Here is a 16,104-nt window from a genome sequence, read left to right on the forward strand (position 1 = left end):
CCTCTTACAGATAAAGATAGAGTCGGGCCTTATGCGCCCCCAAAATATTTGCGCTACCGTAAAGCGTCACCGATGAGCGTGCGGGCACCGTTATGCTGCGTGCCGGCTCCAGCGGGTGCATCTCCAGCCCTCTGGCGTCATACCAGAAAAAGCGGTAATGCACGACGATCGGCTCCTGGCGTTCGTTGAACAGCCTTGAGGTCGCGGTGGCCTGAATCTCTGAGGCGGTGACCTCAGGCGCATCGGCGCTGACACCTGCGGCTAAGACGTTAGATTCCATCACCAGCGTCTGCTGCTCTCCCACCGGAATTTCCGCGTGAGAACCGCAGCCGGCCAGCAGCGCCGCCGCCAGAAGAGTGCCGAAATGAGCTGCGCGCATTGATTAGCCTTTGTGAGCCAGCATGGGACCCAGCGGGCGACCGCCCAGCAGGTGCATATGGATATGGTAGACTTCCTGGCCGCCGTGGCGGTTACAGTTGACGATCAGGCGATAGCCGTCGTCGGCAAGACCTTCATCACGCGCAATTTTCGCCGCGACGGTCATCATGCGACCCAGCGCCAGCTCGTGCTCCGTGGTGACGTCATTGACGGTAGGAATCAGGATATTGGGGATAATCAGAATATGGGTCGGCGCCTGCGGAGAAATATCGCGAAAGGCGGTAACAAGCTCATCCTGATACACAATATCCGACGGGATCTCCCGGCGAATGATTTTGCTAAAAATCGTTTCTTCTGCCATGACTGATTCCTTATTAATTTTTATACCGTGCTCTGGCCTGCCTCTGCAGATAAACGCGGATGCACAGGATTCGTCTAAGAGTATGAGCGAGTTACTCCCCCTCTTTCAACCCGAATGCACTTTTTCTTACGCGGCGGCGGACTTAGCTGATGATGGATTAAGCATATCCCTGATTATGTCCCGGTATCGCCGTCGATAACGCGACTTTTTGACCACCCCTCTTACGTCTGTTTACACATTAAATATAAATGCGTATATTTCTCATTTGTATTCACCACATGGACGCACCGCACTTCGGGAATGATTCGACCGCGGCCACAGAGCCCCGGCGTATAACGACAGTCTCCTCATTAAGGGTTAATCATGTCTTTCACTACCAGCTCACGGGACGGCAGCCGCGCGCCGTCTCTCCTCGCCGTCGGCATTGCGTTAGCGCTCTACCCCACCCTCGGCCTTGCCGCCGACGCGGCCGACGACACCATCATTGTAGAAGGAACAACGCCAGCCGGCACCGACGAACAGCGGCAGGATTACAGCGTTAAAACCACCTCTGCCGGAACAAAAATGCTGATGACCCAGCGCGATATTCCGCAGTCGGTCAGCATCATCAGCGAGCAGCGGATGCAGGATCAGCAGCTGCAAACCCTCGGCGACGTGATGGACAACACGCTCGGCATCAGCCGCAGCCAGGCGGACTCCGATCGCAGCAGCTATTACTCACGCGGTTTTCTGATAGACAACTATATGGTCGACGGCATTCCGACCTGGTTTGAGTCCCGCTGGAACCTCGGCGACGCGCTCTCCGATACCGCGCTTTTCGAGCGGGTCGAGGTCGTACGCGGCGCCAACGGCCTGCTGACCGGGACGGGCAACCCCTCCGCATCGATCAACATGATCCGCAAGCATGCCACCAGCCGCGAGTTTACCGGCAATATCTCCACCGAGTACGGCAGCTGGAACAAGCAGCGCTACGTCGCCGATATGCAGAGCCCGCTGACCGAGGACGGTAACGTGCGGGCGCGTATTGTCGCCGGCTATCAGAATAATGACTCCTGGCTCGATCGCTACAATAGCGAAAAGACGTTCTTCTCCGGTATTCTCGATGCCGACCTCGGTAGCGCAACCAGCCTCTCCGCCGGCTACGAATATCAGCGTATCGACGTCAATAGCCCAACCTGGGGCGGCCTGCCGCGCTGGAATACCGACGGCAGCAAGAACCACTACGATCGCGCCCACAGCACCGCGCCGGACTGGGCCTATAACGATAAAGAGTTCAACAAAGTCTTCGTCACGCTGAAACAGCGCTTTGCCGATACCTGGCAGGCGACCATGACGGCAACCCACTCCGAGGTCAAATTCGACAGCAAAATGATGTACGTCGATGCGTACGTTAACAAAGAGACGGGAATGCTGGTCGGCCCCTACGGCAGCTATGGTCCGGGCTACGATTACGTCGGCGGAACGGGCTGGAACAGCGGCAAACGTAAAGTCGATGCCGTGGATCTGTTTACCGACGGCGGCTTCGATCTGTTCGGCCGCCAGCATAACCTGATGATCGGCGGCAGCTACAGCAAGCAGAACAACCGCTACCTTAGCTCCTGGGCAAACGTATTCCCGGATGAGATCGGCAGCTTCTCTGGCTTCAATGCGGCTAACTTCCCTGAAACCAGCTGGGGCCCACAAAGCCTCGCCCAGGACGACACCACGCGGATGAAGTCCCTGTACGCCGCGACGCGCTTCTCGCTGGCCGATCCGCTGCACTTGATTCTTGGCGTTCGCTATACCAACTGGCGTATCGACACCCTCTCCTACAGCATGGAGAAAAACCATACGACGCCGTACGCGGGCCTGGTTTACGACATCGATGATAACTGGTCGACCTACGCCAGCTACACCTCCGTCTTCCAGCCGCAGAACGTCCGCGACAGCTCGGGTAAATATCTGACGCCGATCACCGGTAACAACTATGAGCTTGGTCTGAAGTCGGACTGGATGAACAGCCGGCTGACCACCACCCTGGCGATTTTCCGTATCGAGCAGGATAATCTGGGCCAGTCTACCGGGACGCCGATTGCCGGTAGCAACGGCGAAACGGCCTACAGAACGGCGGACGGCACGGTCAGTAAAGGGGTCGAGTTCGAGATTAACGGCGCCTTAACGGATAACTGGCAGATGACCTTTGGGGCCACGCGCTACGTAGCGGAAGATAACGAAGGCAAGGCGGTGAACCCCAACCTGCCGCGTACCAGCGTCAAGCTGTTCACCCGCTACCGTCTGCCGGCGATGCCTGAGCTGACCGTTGGCGGCGGTGTGAACTGGCAGAACCGCGTCTATAAAGATACCGTCACGCCGTACGGTACCTTCCGCGCCGAGCAGGGCAGCTACGCGCTGGTTGATTTATTCAGCCGCTACCAGGTCAGCAAAAACTTTGCCTTGCAGGGTAATATCAACAACCTGTTCGATAAAACCTACGACACCAACATTGACGGCTCGATTGTTTACGGCGAGCCGCGCAACTTCAGCATCACCGCCAGCTACCAGTTCTGATTTATCCTCAGCGCTGACCAGCAGAACCGAGGGAGCCCAGCCGGCTCCCTTTTTACTCGCTTAAGCCAATAAAAAAGGCAGCCATTCGGCTGCCTTAGTCTCCCCACATCACAACTTAGTTGGCGCGGATGTACTCGTCCATTTCAGTTTTCAGGTTATCGGATTTAGTCCCGAAGATCGCCTGAACGCCTGAACCTGCAACGACCACACCGGCAGCACCCAGTTTTTTCAGGCCAGCCTGATCAACTTTCGCTACGTCAGCAACGCTAACGCGCAGACGGGTGATGCACGCATCAAGGTTAGTGATGTTTTCTTTACCGCCGAACGCCGCGATCAGAGCCGGAGCCATTTCGCTGGTGGTGCCCACTTTGCTGTCTTCGGTTGAATCTTCACGACCCGGAGTTTTCAGGTCCAGTGCTTTAATCAGCACGCGGAAGACAACGTAGTACACGATCGCATAGCAAATACCGACAATCGGGAACAGCCACAGCTTGCTGCTGTTACCGGACAGGACGATAAAGTCGATCAGGCCGTGAGAGAACGATGTACCGTCACGCATACCCAGCAGGATACAGATCGGGAATGCCAGACCTGCAAGAATTGCGTGGATAACGTAGAGGATCGGCGCAACGAACATGAAGGAGAACTCGATCGGCTCGGTAATACCGGTCAGGAACGAGGTCAGCGCTGCGGAGATCATGATACCGCCCACTTTCGCGCGGTTTTCCGGTTTAGCGGAGTGCCAGATAGCGATAGCCGCAGCCGGCAGGCCGTACATTTTGAACAGGAAGCCGCCGGACAGTTTGCCCGCAGTCGGGTCGCCTGCCATGTAGCGCGGGATATCGCCGTGGAAGACCTGACCTGCCGCGTTGGTGTATTCACCAATCTGCATCTGGAATGGAACGTTCCAGATGTGGTGCAGGCCAAACGGTACCAGGCAACGTTCAATGAAGCCGTAGATACCGAACGCCACAACCGGGTTCTGGTACGCAGCCCACTGAGAGAAGGTCTGGATAGCAGTACCGATCGGTGGCCAGATAAAGGAGAGGATCACGCCGGTGAAAATAGCGGCCAGACCGGAGATAATCGGCACAAAACGCTTGCCCGCAAAGAAGCCCAGATACTCTGGCAGCTTGATGCGATAGAAGCGGTTGAACATGTACGCTGCGATTGCACCGGAAATAATACCGCCAAGTACGCCGGTATCAGCCAGGTGTTTAGCCGCAATCTCTTCAGCAGGTAAATGCAGAACCAGAGGGGCAACAACCGCCATGGTTTTCACCATGATGCCGTAAGCAACGACCGAAGCCAGCGCGGATACGCCGTCGTTATTGGTGAAGCCAAGCGCGACACCGATAGCAAAGATCAGCGGCATATTAGCGAATACTGAACCGCCTGCCTCTGCCATGACGTGGGAAACGACTTCTGGCAGCCAGCTGAAGTTTGCGGAACCGACGCCCAGCAGGATACCTGCGATAGGCAGCACGGAGACCGGCAGCATCAGCGATTTACCGACCTTCTGCAGGTTAGCAAATGCATTCTTAAACATAATTGAGAGTGCTCCTGAGTATTTGGTACTTTTTTACGTTTTCACGCATTGGCACGGGGGGAGAACCATGCCGTGGACAGGACATCTAAGCGCCCTTTATTTATTACACAGAGTAAAATAATTGGCGGAATGATTGTTTGACGGCTATCACGTTTCAATCAGTCGGCGTGGGAAAATTTACATCAACTTACACAAGCTGTATCTAAATGTTGCCAAAATCCGTTCACCGCCCCTTTTGTGGCGGTGAACTTTACTCGCTTTAAGTATTAATTACGAGCCTTAAAATAATAGGAAGATCGGCGGGTTACAGGCGGGAGGGGGCGATATGGAACAATCTGGCGAAATTATCGGTGGTCTGCTGCGCCAGGTGCTCCAGCGAAACGCCCTTCAGAACCGCCATATATTCGGCAACGTCACGGACCATCGCCGGCTGGTTCTCTTTCCCACGATGGGGTACCGGCGCGAGGTACGGCGAATCGGTCTCCACCAGCAGGCGATCGAGGGGAACATAGCGCGCGGCGTCGCGCAGCTGTTCGGCGTTGCGGAACGTGACAATACCGGAAAACGAGATATAGAACCCCATGTCCAGCAATTTACCCGCTGTCTCTCTATCCTCTGTGAAACAGTGTAGTACGCCGCCGCAATCCGTCACTTTTTCTTCCTGCAAAATTGTCAGCGTATCGGCCCGCGCGTCGCGGGTGTGCACAATCACCGGCTTGTTGAGCTCGCGACCGATGCGGATATGATCGCGGAAGGACTCCTGCTGGCGAGGCCTGGTTTCCGGGGTGTAAAAATAGTCCAGCCCGGTCTCCCCCATCGCCACCACGCCCTCTTCCGCGGCCAGCTTGCGCAGCTCGTCAACGTCGTACGCTTCATCCTGGTTGAGCGGATGCACGCCGCAGGAGAAAACCACGTTGTCACGCTGTCCGACCAGCTCGCGCATCCCGCGATATCCCGGCAGCGTAGTCGCAACGGCAAGGAAGAACTTCACGTCACGCGCGGCGGCTTTTGCCAGCACATCGTCCACGTCTTTATGCAGGGTTTCATAATCCAGGCCATCGAGATGGCAGTGGGAGTCGACTAAAAACATAATGTCTCGCTCAGAGGTGGGAAACGGGCAGGACCGCCCCAGGTTGCAGGTAATGTTCCCAGCGCAAAAGGCGCTCGGTTAGCAGCAGTTCGCGGTTGACGCCGACCACGCTCAGCAGCTGCTCGCGGCAGGCGCTGACGTCCTGCGTAATGGCCTGCAGGCGGCTGGCAGGCAGCGCCTGCGCCAGCTGGTTGATCAGCGTCCAGGCATCGGGGTTGCTCAGCAAAGAGATCCCCTGCTGCCTTTTTTGTGCATCCAGCAGCAGCGATGCCAGCCAGTGCAGGCGAACGGCGGCCTGTTCATGATTGAGGATCGGCAGCAGCGTTAGCCAGTCGCCGCCGGTTAGCGCGTTTGCCAGAGTCTGGATGAGCTGCTGCCGGGCGGCCCAGCGGCTCTCCTCGAGCAGCTCCAGCGCCGCCGCTGGCGCATTAGCGCTCAGGCGCAGCGCGGCCAGCAAGGCGTTTTGCTCAAGCGTTACTTCGCGCTCCAGCCACGCCAGTCCATAGGACTCCGCCGGCGGAGCAAGATGATACAGGCGGCAGCGGCTGCGCAGCGTGGCCAGCAGCCGCGCCGGCTCCTGACAGGCGAGGAAGAACCAGGTATTTTCCGGCGGCTCTTCCAGCGTTTTCAGCAGGGCATTGGCCGCCGCATCGGTCAGCAGCGCCGCGTCGCTAATCCACACCACCTTGGCTCCGCCGAGGCGCGAGCGTTCGTAGAGCTTTTCATTCACTTCGCGAACGGCATCAATGCCGAGAGCGCTTTTGCCCTTCTCCGGCACCAGCGTGTAGTAGTCGGGGTGGGTACCGGCCTGCATCAGCTGGCAGCTATGGCAGTGGCCGCAGCTTTTGTGTCCTTCCGGCTGTCGGCACATCAGGTAGCGGCACAGCGCGTAGAGCAGCGCATCGCCGCCCATTCCGGGCAGCGCCTGAAGCAGTAACGCATGGTGACCCCGCCCGGCCTGATAGCTGGTGACTAACTGCTCGAACGGCGGGCGTAACCACGGATACCATTTCATGCGCGCTGCTCCGCCACCCACTGGCCGATCGTCGCACGGATATCGCGCGCGACCGCTTCCAGCGGCTGGGTGGCGTCGATGGTGCGGATCGTCGGGTCCTGCGCCGCCAGCTCAAGATAGCGCGCGCGGGTCCGGTTAAAGAAGTCCAGCGACTCCTGCTCAATGCGATCGAGTTCACCGCGGGCGCGGGCACGCTTGAGGCCCACCTCAGGCGTCACGTCGAGATAGAGCGTCAGGTTCGGGCGAAAATCGCCGAGCACCGCGTCGCGCAGCGTCGCCAGCATCGTCTGGTCAATGCCGCGGCCGCCGCCCTGGTACGCCTGGGTTGAGAGATCGTGGCGATCGCCAACCACCCACTGCCCGCGGGCCAGGGCCGGCTTAATCACCGTCTCCACCAGCTGAACGCGGGCGGCATAAAACATCAGCACTTCGGCTTTATCATTAATCACTTCATCGCCGGTCGACTGGATATCGAGTACCAGGCTGCGCAGTTTCTCGGCGAGGATGGTGCCGCCCGGTTCACGGGTAAACAGCAGATCGCTGACGCCAGACTGTTCCAGCGCCTCCACCACCAGGTTACGCGCTGTGGTTTTCCCTGCGCCCTCCAGGCCTTCGATAACGATGTAATTACTGCGCATTTTTTTCCTTAAGAACTTTTAGATAATCCTGAACCGAGCGGTTGTGGCTGGACAGATTGGTATTAAACGTATGTCCGCCCTTGCCGTCAGCGACAAAATAGAGGTACGGCGTTTTCGCCGGATGCGCGGCGGCGGTCAGCGAGGCCTCCCCGGGCGCAGCGATCGGCCCCGGCGGCATACCGCTAATCACATAGGTATTATAGGCCGTCGGGGTGTCGAGATCCTTGCGCGTCAGCCTGCCATTATAGCTCTCACCCATGCCGTAAATCACCGTCGGGTCGGTCTGCAAACGCATGCCGATGCGCAGGCGGTTGATAAATACCGACGCCACGCGATCGCGCTCTTCCGCTACCGCCGTCTCTTTTTCGATAATTGACGCCATGGTCAGCAGCTGGTTTTGGTCCTCGTACGGCAGGTTATCCATCCGCCCTTCCCACGCCTTGTCCACCTCGGCGACCATCTTCTGATGCGCCCGCTTGAGGATCGCTACATCGCTGGTATTGGCGGTATACATCCAGGTATCCGGCCAGAACCAGCCTTCAACCCACTCAGGATGTTCAAGGTCGAGCGTTTTCGCCACCGTTTCGTAGCTGTCGTCGGCCAGCGTATGCTTCACATACGGCGCATCGCGCAGCTGGCGCAGATAGTCGCTCACCCGCATTCCTTCAACAAAGCGCAGCGGGAACTGGGCCTCTTTGCCGCTGCCCAGCAGCTGGAGCATTTCGCGCACCGTCATTTGCGGCGTAAAGCGGTAGGTCCCGGCTTTGAAGTGCGACAGCTCCGGCTCAATGCGCAGCAGCCACTGGAAGACGCGAGGCCGGTTGATGACCTTGTCACCATACAGCTGCTGGCCCAGCGCGATGCGCCCGGTGCCGGCTTCCAGGGTGAAGATGGTCTCTTCTTTGATAAGCAGCTTGCTGTCAGCGAGATGGCGGACTTTCCACATGCCCACGCCTGCGGCAATGCCAAACACCACTAACAACAGCAGGATAAAACGTAACATTTTCTTCATGACTAACCAGACAGCTCACACAGTGGGGCTAAAAAATGATAAAGCTCGCGCGAGGACCAACGGCTCTCGTCCCAGCGGCGAACCGGCACCAGCGGCATCAGGGCGTTGCAAATCAGCACTTCATCGGCATCGCGCAACGCATCAGGGCCCGCGGTGACTTCGACAACGCGAAACGGCGATTGTGCCAGCCGCGCGATACAATACTGGCGCATGATCCCGTTCACGCCCGCCTGGTCAAGGCGCGGCGTAAATACCGCCATTCCCTTGCGCCAGAACAGATTCGCGGCACAGCATTCCGTAAGCCACCCTTCGCTGTCAAGAACCAGCGCCTCGTCGGCGTCCGTCTGCTCAAGATGAGAGCGGATCAGCACCTGCTCGAGGCGGTTAAGGTGCTTAAGGCCGGCAAGCGATGGGTTACGCCCCAGCCGTATCGGGCTCAGGGCCAGGGTGATGCCCTCTTCACGCCAGCGGGAGTAGTGCGCCGGCAGCGGGGATACGCTGAGGATACGGGTCGGCTGCTGGCACAGCGTACCGCTATAGCCGCGGCCGCCGGAACCGCGCGTCAGGATAACCTTGAGGACGCCGCTTTTCTGGACCTGCGCCAGGCGCAGCATTTCCTGTTCCAGCGTTTGCCAGTGGGTATAGGGGATCATCAGCTTTTCGCAGGCCTGCTGCAAACGCCGAAGGTGGGCAGGCAGCATCTGCACCTGACTATCTACAATCCGCGCGGTGGTAAAGCATCCATCGCCAAACTGTATCGCCCGGTCGTTAGCGGCCAGGACGTCCTGTTCAAGGCCATTAATCAAGAACATAGTGGCTCCTTATCGGTGGCCCGCTAGTGTCGCAGGATGAATTACGCAGGACAAGCAGAGAAAGCTGAAGAAAAAAGAAGGCCCGCATAAATGCAGGCCTGAGTCATGGCTGGATGAGGCGACTAGCGCGCTTAGACCTTTTTAAAGATCAGCGAACCGTTGGTGCCACCAAAGCCGAAGGAGTTACACAGCGTGTACTCCATACCGGAAACCTGGCGGGCTTCGTGCGGAACAAAGTCCAGGTCGCAGCCATCGTCCGGGTTATCCAGGTTGATGGTCGGCGGAACCACGCTATCGCGCAGCGCAAGGATTGAGTAGATAGATTCTACCGCTCCTGCAGCGCCCAGCAGATGCCCGGTCATCGATTTGGTCGAGCTAACCATTACGCTGCGAGCCGCATCGCCAAAGACTGACTTAACGGCCTGAGTTTCCGCTTTATCGCCCGCTGGCGTCGAGGTACCGTGCGCGTTGACGTAGGCGATCTGGCCCGGTTCAATGCCCGCATCGCGAATAGCGTTAACCATTGCCAGCGCGGCACCCGCACCGTTCTCCGGAGGAGAAGTCATATGGTAGGCATCGCTACTCATACCAAAACCGACGATTTCCGCGTAGATTTTCGCGCCGCGTTTTTTAGCGTGCTCGTACTCTTCCAGCACCACCATGCCCGCGCCGTCGCCAAGCACGAAGCCGTCGCGATCTTTATCCCACGGACGGCTTGCCGCCTGCGGATTGTCGTTGCGGGTAGAGAGCGCACGCGCTGCGCCAAAGCCGCCCACGCCAAGCGGGGTACTGGCTTTTTCCGCACCGCCGGCAACCATAGCGTCAGCATCGCCGTAGGCAATGATACGCGCGGCCTGACCGATATTATGCACACCGGAAGTACAGGCGGTCGCGATGGAGATGCTCGGCCCGCGCAGACCAAACATGATGGTCAGATGTCCGGCCACCATGTTAACAATTGTAGACGGTACAAAGAACGGGCTGATTTTACGAGGTCCGCCGTTGGTCAGCGAGCTGTGGTTTTCCTCAATCAGGCCGAGGCCGCCGATGCCGGAGCCAATAGCTGCGCCGATGCGGTCCGCGTTCTCTTCCGTTATTTCAAGACCAGAATCCTGCATGGCCTGAACGCCAGCGACAATTCCATATTGAATGAAGGCATCCATCTTGCGCTGTTCTTTGCGCGAGATAATGTCATCACAGTTAAAATCCTTTACTAAGCCAGCAAATTTTGTTGCATAGGCGCTAGTATCGAAATGGTCGATCAGGCTGATGCCACTCTGACCGGCAAGGAGAGCTTTCCAGGTAGACTCTACGGTATTGCCGACAGGAGACAACATGCCCAGTCCGGTCACAACTACACGACGCTTAGACACGGTTGTCCTCCAGGGAGGGAAAATAGATTCTTGTGGGACAAACTAAAGATAAAACTCAGGCGGTCGAATGACCGCCTGGAGATGTTCACTTACGCCTGGTGACCGTTGATGTAATCAATGGCAGCCTGAACAGTGGTGATTTTCTCAGCTTCTTCGTCCGGAATCTCAGTATCAAACTCTTCTTCCAGAGCCATTACCAGCTCAACGGTGTCAAGAGAATCAGCGCCCAGATCTTCAACGAAGGAAGCATTGTTGGTAACTTCTTCCTGCTTAACGCCCAGCTGTTCGCCGATGATTTTCTTAACGCGTTCTTCGATAGTGCTCATACTCTTAAATTTCCTATCAAAACTCGCTTTCGCGATGGTTTTCGTAGTGTATAAAATGTTGAAAAATTTGCAACTAAATCCCGGCAGGTCGTACCACGATTTTACGCTATTTTGCGGCTGTTTGCCCTCATAACGCAAATCATTTTGCACAAAACCGTACCCGGAACCGCACAGACTGCGCGGTTCCTGAACGTTTTGCACAAAACTCGGTCAGACCATATACATTCCGCCGTTGACGTGCAGGGTTTCACCAGAGATGTAACCCGCTTCGTCAGAAGCTAAAAACGCAACCGCACTGGCGATTTCTTTTGCATCGCCGAGGCGACCCGCCGGAACTTGCGCCAGAATACCCGCACGCTGATCGTCAGATAGCGCACGCGTCATGTCCGTTTCAATAAAGCCCGGAGCAACAACGTTAACCGTAATACCGCGGGACGCGACTTCACGTGCCAGCGACTTACTAAAACCGATCAGACCCGCTTTCGCCGCAGCGTAGTTAGCCTGACCAGCATTTCCCATGGTACCGACCACAGAACCGATAGTAATAATGCGGCCATGACGCTTTTTCATCATAGCGCGCATTACTGCTTTTGACAGACGGAAAACTGATGACAGATTGGTTTCGATAATATCGTTCCACTCGTCATCTTTCATCCGCATTAACAGGTTATCACGAGTAATACCGGCATTATTAACCAGGATATCAACTTCACCAAACTCTGCGCGAATATTTCCCAGAACGGATTCGATAGATGCCGGGTCGGTCACATTCAGCAGCAGACCTTTACCGTTAGCACCTAAATAGTCGCTGATCGCCTGCGCACCGCTCTCGCTGGTGGCAGTACCGATAACCTTCGCGCCACGGGCGACGAGCGTTTCAGCGATTGCACGGCCAATCCCGCGACTTGCACCGGTAACCAGCGCGATTTTTCCTTCAAAACTCATGATATTCCTCTTTTATTGCTCAAGCGCCGCAGACAGCGCTGCAGGCTCGTTAAGCGCGGAAGCGGTCAGGGTGTCAACAATACGTTTAGTCAGGCCGGTGAGGACTTTACCCGGGCCCACTTCATACAGATGTTCTACGCCCTGAGAGGCCATAAACTCGACGCTTTTGGTCCACTGAACCGGGCTGTAAAGCTGGCGGATCAGCGCGTCCCGAATCGCGTCAGGCGCGGTTTCGCACTTCACATCAACGTTGTTCACCACCGCAATAGCCGGGGTGTTAAAGGTAATTTTTTGCAGCTCAACCGCCAGCTTTTCCGCCGCAGGTTTCATCAGCGCGCAGTGGGACGGGACGCTTACCGGCAGCGGCAGCGCGCGTTTGGCGCCGGCAGCTTTACAGGCGGCGCCAGCGCGTTCTACGGCTTCTTTGTTGCCCGCGATAACCACCTGACCCGGGGAGTTGAAGTTGACCGGTGAAACCACCTGGCCTTCGGCAGACTCTTCGCAGGCTTTGGCAATTGAGGCATCGTCGAGGCCAATGATGGCCGACATAGCGCCGGTACCTTCCGGTACCGCTTCCTGCATGAATTTGCCACGCATCTCAACCAGACGCACGGCGTCGGTAAAGTCGAGGACTCCGGCACAAACCAGCGCGGAGTATTCGCCAAGGCTATGGCCTGCCAGCAGAGCCGGCGCCTGGCCGCCCTGCTGCTGCCACGCGCGATACAGCGCCACGGAGGCGGTCAGCAGCGCGGGCTGGGTCTGCCAGGTTTTATTCAGTTCTTCTGCCGGGCCCTGCTGGGCAAGAGCCCACAGATCGTAACCCAACGCCGCGGAGGCTTCGCGGAAAGTCTCTTCAATCACCGGATAAGCGGCTGCCATTTCTGACAACATGCCGACCGCCTGCGAGCCCTGTCCCGGGAACACAAAAGCAAATTGCGTCATCTCTAAATCCTTATACTAAAAACGAACCAGCGCGGAACCCCAGGTGAAACCGCCACCAAAGGCTTCCAGCAGAATCAGCTGACCGCGCTGAATGCGGCCATCGCGCACCGCTTCGTCCAGCGCGCAGGGGACGGAGGCGGCGGAGGTATTGCCGTGACGATCGAGCGTCACCACCACGTTGTCCATCGACATCCCGAGCTTTCTCGCCGTCGCGCTGATAATACGCAGGTTGGCCTGGTGCGGGACCAGCCAATCGAGCGCGGAGCGATCGAGATTGTTCGCCGCCAGCGTTTCGTCAACGATATGCGCCAGCTCGGTCACGGCCACTTTAAAGACTTCGTTACCCGCCATCGTCAGATAGATCGGATTTTCCGGATCTACGCGATCGGCATTCGGCAGCGTTAACAGCTCGCCGTAGCGGCCGTCGGCGTGCAGATGGGTCGAAATAATGCCCGGCTCGCTGGACGCGCCCAGCACAACGGCGCCCGCGCCGTCGCCAAAAATAATGATCGTCCCGCGATCGGTTGGATCGCAGGTGCGCGCCAGAACGTCAGCGCCAATAACCAGCGCGTAGTCTACCGCACCGTTTTTGACATACTGGTCGGCGATGCTCAGGGCGTAGGTGAAGCCGGCACAGGCCGCGGCAACGTCAAACGCCGGGCAGCCGTTAATGCCCAGCATAGACTGAATCTGACAGGCCGAGCTCGGGAACGCGTGGGTGCCGGAGGTGGTCGCAACAATAATCAGACCAATTTGCTCCGGCTTAACGCCCGCCATCTCCAGCGCATTTTTTGCAGCTTCAAAACCCAGCGTAGCAACGGTCTCATTCGGCGCGGCAATACGACGTTCACGGATACCCGTACGGGTGACAATCCACTCGTCAGACGTATCTACCATTTTTTCCAGGTCGGCGTTAGTACGCACTTGCTCAGGCAGATAACTGCCGGTACCAATAATCTTCGTATACATGTACGCTCAGTCACTCTTGGGTAACATACCCGCCTTGTTCAAACCGCTGGGGCGTCAATCCTGCTCGTTCGTCCCACGTTGCTGTCGGGAGTTCCCGTTTCTGCCGCCCCCCGGCAGTTCAAAGCCTGCTGGGTATAAAGATTCCAGGCGAGCGGCGATCCGTTGAGGTATCTGCCGCTGCACCGCCTGCACTGCCTGCTCTATTGCAACGCTAAAGGCGCGCTGATTGGCAGCACCATGACTCTTAATCACGGAACCGCGCAATCCTAACAGACAGGCGCCATTATACTGGTCGGGGTTGAGGTGACTGAATCGCCTTGCGAGGCTTTTTTGTAACCAACGTTTCAATAACAGCAGCCACCACGACCGTTTTTTGCCCTCTCCCTGCGATTTCAGCAGCGAAAGAAACATTCTGACAACACCTTCCATGGTTTTTAATGTGACGTTGCCCGTGAATCCATCACAAACCAGAACATCGGTTTTGCCCGTCAATAGTTCATTGGCTTCAAGATAGCCTATATAGTTGAGAGACGGCAGCGTTTTCAAAACCGCCGCGGCGTCGCGAATGCTGCTGAGGCCCTTCATTTCTTCTTCGCCAATATTCAGCAGCGCGACGCGGGGATTTTCAATACCGACAACTTCTTCCGCCAGTACCGCCCCCATCACCGCAAACTGGACCAGCATGGTGCTGTCGCAGTCGACGTTGGCGCCAAGATCCAGCACCACCGTTTTCCCCTTCTGCTGGTGCGGCAGCACCGTCACCAGCGCCGGGCGCTCAATTCCCTCAATGGGCTTGAGTAATAGTTTTGCCAGCCCCATCAGCGCGCCGGTATTGCCCGCGCTGACGCAGGCCTCTGCCCGCCCCTCTTTCACCAGCTCGAGCGCCATGCGCATTGAGCTTCCGCGGCTGCTGCGAATCGCCTGCGCGGGTCGCGCATCACTGGCAATAACTGACTGCGCAGGGATAACCTGCAGACGTGAACGTTGTTCGAAATCAGCTTTGGCAAGTAATGGCGTGATGGCGTCGGGGTCGCCGACTAAAAGAAGTGTGAGTTGCGAATTAGAGATCAGTGCCTGCAGTGCTGCAGGCACCGTCACGGAGGGACCAAAATCGCCCCCCATGACATCTAACGCCAGGGTTAGACGTGTCAAGGTATCGTCGCTGCCCGGTTCGGTTATTCCCCAGTTACCTGGGGAAATCCTCACTAAGCTTCACCACGCTTATACTCGTTGTCCTTCACGCTGCAGCACCGTTAACTGCGCGGGCTTCATACAACACGAAGTTCATAGAGTATCGCGTGATTACTTAGTGATAACCTTGCGACCGCGGTAGAAACCGTCGGCAGTCATGTGGTGACGCAGGTGTTTCTCACCAGAAGTTTTGTCTACAGACAGGCTGGTGACTGCGGTCAGAGCGTCATGGGAACGACGCATGCCACGTTTGGAACGGGTTGGTTTATTCTGTTGTACGGCCATGGACCTTACTCCTCAATTACTTATTCTTTAAGCTGGCTAATACGGCAAATGGGTTTGGCTTCTGTGCCTCTGCAGGCAGTTCACCAAAAACCATGTCCGCGTCGGACACTTCACAGTGTTCAGAATCATGCACCGGAACTACAGGCAAGGAGAGAATAATTTCATCCTCAACCAACGCTTGCAGATCGATTTCACCGAATTCGTTAACCTCAATCGGCTCATACGCTTCCGGCAGTGCTTCGGCCTGTTCGTCATTTCTGACCGGGCTGAAACAATACGTTGTGTGGACATGACGAGGGAACGGTTTCCCGCAACGCTGACATTCGAGGGTTACTGACACCGTCGCATCGCCGGTTATAACGGCAAGACGCTGGTTATCAATAGCGAACGACATGCTGCATTCCACATCGGTGTCCACGCTGACTACAGAATCGGCCACACGTGCTACCTGATCGCGAGCATAAATGCCCTGGTAATCAAGGCGTTTTTGAGCCGTGCGAACCGGGTCAAGAGTCAGGGGTAATTTTACTTTTTGCATAGGGCGCGCATATTAACTTTGTAATGTCATAGAGTCAAAGAAAAAGGCAGCCTCAGGTTGCCTTTTGCCATTTATTCGCACACATTGCGGCCCATAGTTTAAAATGATGCTCTTCGAAGCGCTATATGTGGAT

Annotated in this window: 17 protein-coding genes; 1 reads left to right on the top strand and 16 read right to left on the bottom strand. The window is 56.8% G+C overall.

Features of this window, described 5'->3' with window-relative positions; all coding sequences use genetic code 11:
• Window positions 1-4 precede the first annotated feature (4 nt).
• Together M2416_RS01775 and hinT are read right to left on the bottom strand one after the other, a co-directional pair.
• Window positions 5-379, bottom strand: coding sequence for a YcfL family putative periplasmic lipoprotein (locus M2416_RS01775; protein ID WP_076945219.1), 375 nt, complete (start codon window positions 377-379; stop codon window positions 5-7).
• A 3-nt stretch (window positions 380-382) separates the two neighbouring features.
• The gene (gene hinT, locus M2416_RS01780) at window positions 383-739 is read right to left on the bottom strand and encodes a purine nucleoside phosphoramidase (RefSeq protein ID WP_041144975.1); all 357 of its coding nucleotides are present in this window, start codon (window positions 737-739) and stop codon (window positions 383-385) included.
• A gap of 363 nt (window positions 740-1,102) precedes the next feature.
• Here hinT and fhuE point away from each other — a divergent pair, with 363 nt between their 5' ends.
• On the top strand, window positions 1,103-3,286 hold the full coding sequence (fhuE, locus tag M2416_RS01785; protein WP_259221790.1) for a ferric-rhodotorulic acid/ferric-coprogen receptor FhuE: 2,184 nt from the start codon (window positions 1,103-1,105) through the stop codon (window positions 3,284-3,286).
• Window positions 3,287-3,401: 115 nt separating this feature from the next.
• Here fhuE and ptsG read toward each other — a convergent pair whose 3' ends face one another.
• The 14 genes from ptsG to yceD all read right to left on the bottom strand — a co-directional run bounded on the left by ptsG (window position 3,402) and on the right by yceD (window position 15,971).
• Complete coding sequence (gene ptsG / locus M2416_RS01790) at window positions 3,402-4,835, bottom strand: PTS glucose transporter subunit IIBC (RefSeq protein WP_041144973.1); 1,434 nt, start codon at window positions 4,833-4,835, stop codon at window positions 3,402-3,404.
• Between the two features lie 304 nt (window positions 4,836-5,139).
• Window positions 5,140-5,925: a metal-dependent hydrolase gene (locus M2416_RS01795; RefSeq protein ID WP_259221791.1), complete on the bottom strand. Its 786-nt coding sequence runs from the start codon at window positions 5,923-5,925 to the stop codon at window positions 5,140-5,142.
• Between the two features lie 10 nt (window positions 5,926-5,935).
• The gene (holB, locus tag M2416_RS01800) at window positions 5,936-6,940 is read right to left on the bottom strand and encodes a DNA polymerase III subunit delta' (RefSeq protein ID WP_259221792.1); all 1,005 of its coding nucleotides are present in this window, start codon (window positions 6,938-6,940) and stop codon (window positions 5,936-5,938) included.
• Window positions 6,937-7,578 (bottom strand): dTMP kinase, encoded by a 642-nt coding sequence (tmk, locus tag M2416_RS01805; protein WP_259221794.1) that lies wholly within the window; start codon window positions 7,576-7,578, stop codon window positions 6,937-6,939. The genes holB and tmk overlap by 4 nt, the downstream gene beginning before the upstream one ends.
• The gene (gene yceG / locus M2416_RS01810) at window positions 7,568-8,590 is read right to left on the bottom strand and encodes a cell division protein YceG (RefSeq protein WP_259221796.1); all 1,023 of its coding nucleotides are present in this window, start codon (window positions 8,588-8,590) and stop codon (window positions 7,568-7,570) included. Before yceG ends, tmk begins: the two co-directional genes overlap by 11 nt.
• Before the next feature lie 2 nt (window positions 8,591-8,592).
• Window positions 8,593-9,402 (bottom strand): aminodeoxychorismate lyase, encoded by an 810-nt coding sequence (gene pabC, locus M2416_RS01815; protein WP_076945211.1) that lies wholly within the window; start codon window positions 9,400-9,402, stop codon window positions 8,593-8,595.
• A gap of 131 nt (window positions 9,403-9,533) precedes the next feature.
• Window positions 9,534-10,775, bottom strand: coding sequence for a beta-ketoacyl-ACP synthase II (gene fabF / locus M2416_RS01820; RefSeq protein ID WP_041144967.1), 1,242 nt, complete (start codon window positions 10,773-10,775; stop codon window positions 9,534-9,536).
• Between the two features lie 89 nt (window positions 10,776-10,864).
• Window positions 10,865-11,101 (bottom strand): acyl carrier protein, encoded by a 237-nt coding sequence (gene acpP, locus M2416_RS01825; protein WP_000103754.1) that lies wholly within the window; start codon window positions 11,099-11,101, stop codon window positions 10,865-10,867.
• A 210-nt stretch (window positions 11,102-11,311) separates the two neighbouring features.
• Window positions 11,312-12,046 (bottom strand): 3-oxoacyl-ACP reductase FabG, encoded by a 735-nt coding sequence (gene fabG / locus M2416_RS01830; protein ID WP_041144966.1) that lies wholly within the window; start codon window positions 12,044-12,046, stop codon window positions 11,312-11,314.
• Between the two features lie 12 nt (window positions 12,047-12,058).
• Window positions 12,059-12,988, bottom strand: coding sequence for an ACP S-malonyltransferase (gene fabD, locus M2416_RS01835; RefSeq protein ID WP_259221800.1), 930 nt, complete (start codon window positions 12,986-12,988; stop codon window positions 12,059-12,061).
• Window positions 12,989-13,003: 15 nt separating this feature from the next.
• Entirely contained in the window at window positions 13,004-13,957 is a 954-nt protein-coding gene (locus M2416_RS01840; RefSeq protein WP_045854840.1) for a beta-ketoacyl-ACP synthase III, read from the bottom strand.
• A 54-nt stretch (window positions 13,958-14,011) separates the two neighbouring features.
• Window positions 14,012-15,109: a phosphate acyltransferase PlsX gene (plsX, locus tag M2416_RS01845; RefSeq protein ID WP_217698309.1), complete on the bottom strand. Its 1,098-nt coding sequence runs from the start codon at window positions 15,107-15,109 to the stop codon at window positions 14,012-14,014.
• A gap of 150 nt (window positions 15,110-15,259) precedes the next feature.
• Window positions 15,260-15,433 (bottom strand): 50S ribosomal protein L32, encoded by a 174-nt coding sequence (gene rpmF / locus M2416_RS01850; protein WP_071844907.1) that lies wholly within the window; start codon window positions 15,431-15,433, stop codon window positions 15,260-15,262.
• A gap of 16 nt (window positions 15,434-15,449) precedes the next feature.
• Complete coding sequence (gene yceD, locus M2416_RS01855; protein WP_041144962.1) at window positions 15,450-15,971, bottom strand: 23S rRNA accumulation protein YceD; 522 nt, start codon at window positions 15,969-15,971, stop codon at window positions 15,450-15,452.
• Window positions 15,972-16,104 lie beyond the last annotated feature (133 nt).

This window comes from Klebsiella sp. BIGb0132 (assembly GCF_024810075.1).
GTDB classification, from domain to species: domain Bacteria; phylum Pseudomonadota; class Gammaproteobacteria; order Enterobacterales; family Enterobacteriaceae; genus Klebsiella; species Klebsiella terrigena.

Bases quoted from the DNA above. Each gene is read 5' to 3' on its own strand.
- hinT (WP_041144975.1), bottom strand. From the start codon at position 739: ATGGCAGAAGAAACGATTTTTAGCAAAATCATTCGCCGGGAGATCCCG.
- acpP (WP_000103754.1), bottom strand. From the start codon at position 11,101: ATGAGCACTATCGAAGAACGCGTTAAGAAAATCATCGGCGAACAGCTG.
- fabG (WP_041144966.1), bottom strand. From the start codon at position 12,046: ATGAGTTTTGAAGGAAAAATCGCGCTGGTTACCGGTGCAAGTCGCGGG.
- pabC (WP_076945211.1), bottom strand. From the start codon at position 9,402: ATGTTCTTGATTAATGGCCTTGAACAGGACGTCCTGGCCGCTAACGAC.
- M2416_RS01795 (WP_259221791.1), bottom strand. From the start codon at position 5,925: ATGTTTTTAGTCGACTCCCACTGCCATCTCGATGGCCTGGATTATGAA.
- M2416_RS01775 (WP_076945219.1), bottom strand. From the start codon at position 379: ATGCGCGCAGCTCATTTCGGCACTCTTCTGGCGGCGGCGCTGCTGGCC.
- M2416_RS01840 (WP_045854840.1), bottom strand. From the start codon at position 13,957: ATGTATACGAAGATTATTGGTACCGGCAGTTATCTGCCTGAGCAAGTG.
- tmk (WP_259221794.1), bottom strand. From the start codon at position 7,578: ATGCGCAGTAATTACATCGTTATCGAAGGCCTGGAGGGCGCAGGGAAA.
- rpmF (WP_071844907.1), bottom strand. From the start codon at position 15,433: ATGGCCGTACAACAGAATAAACCAACCCGTTCCAAACGTGGCATGCGT.
- yceG (WP_259221796.1), bottom strand. From the start codon at position 8,590: ATGAAGAAAATGTTACGTTTTATCCTGCTGTTGTTAGTGGTGTTTGGC.
- fhuE (WP_259221790.1), top strand. From the start codon at position 1,103: ATGTCTTTCACTACCAGCTCACGGGACGGCAGCCGCGCGCCGTCTCTC.
- holB (WP_259221792.1), bottom strand. From the start codon at position 6,940: ATGAAATGGTATCCGTGGTTACGCCCGCCGTTCGAGCAGTTAGTCACC.
- yceD (WP_041144962.1), bottom strand. From the start codon at position 15,971: ATGCAAAAAGTAAAATTACCCCTGACTCTTGACCCGGTTCGCACGGCT.
- fabD (WP_259221800.1), bottom strand. From the start codon at position 12,988: ATGACGCAATTTGCTTTTGTGTTCCCGGGACAGGGCTCGCAGGCGGTC.
- ptsG (WP_041144973.1), bottom strand. From the start codon at position 4,835: ATGTTTAAGAATGCATTTGCTAACCTGCAGAAGGTCGGTAAATCGCTG.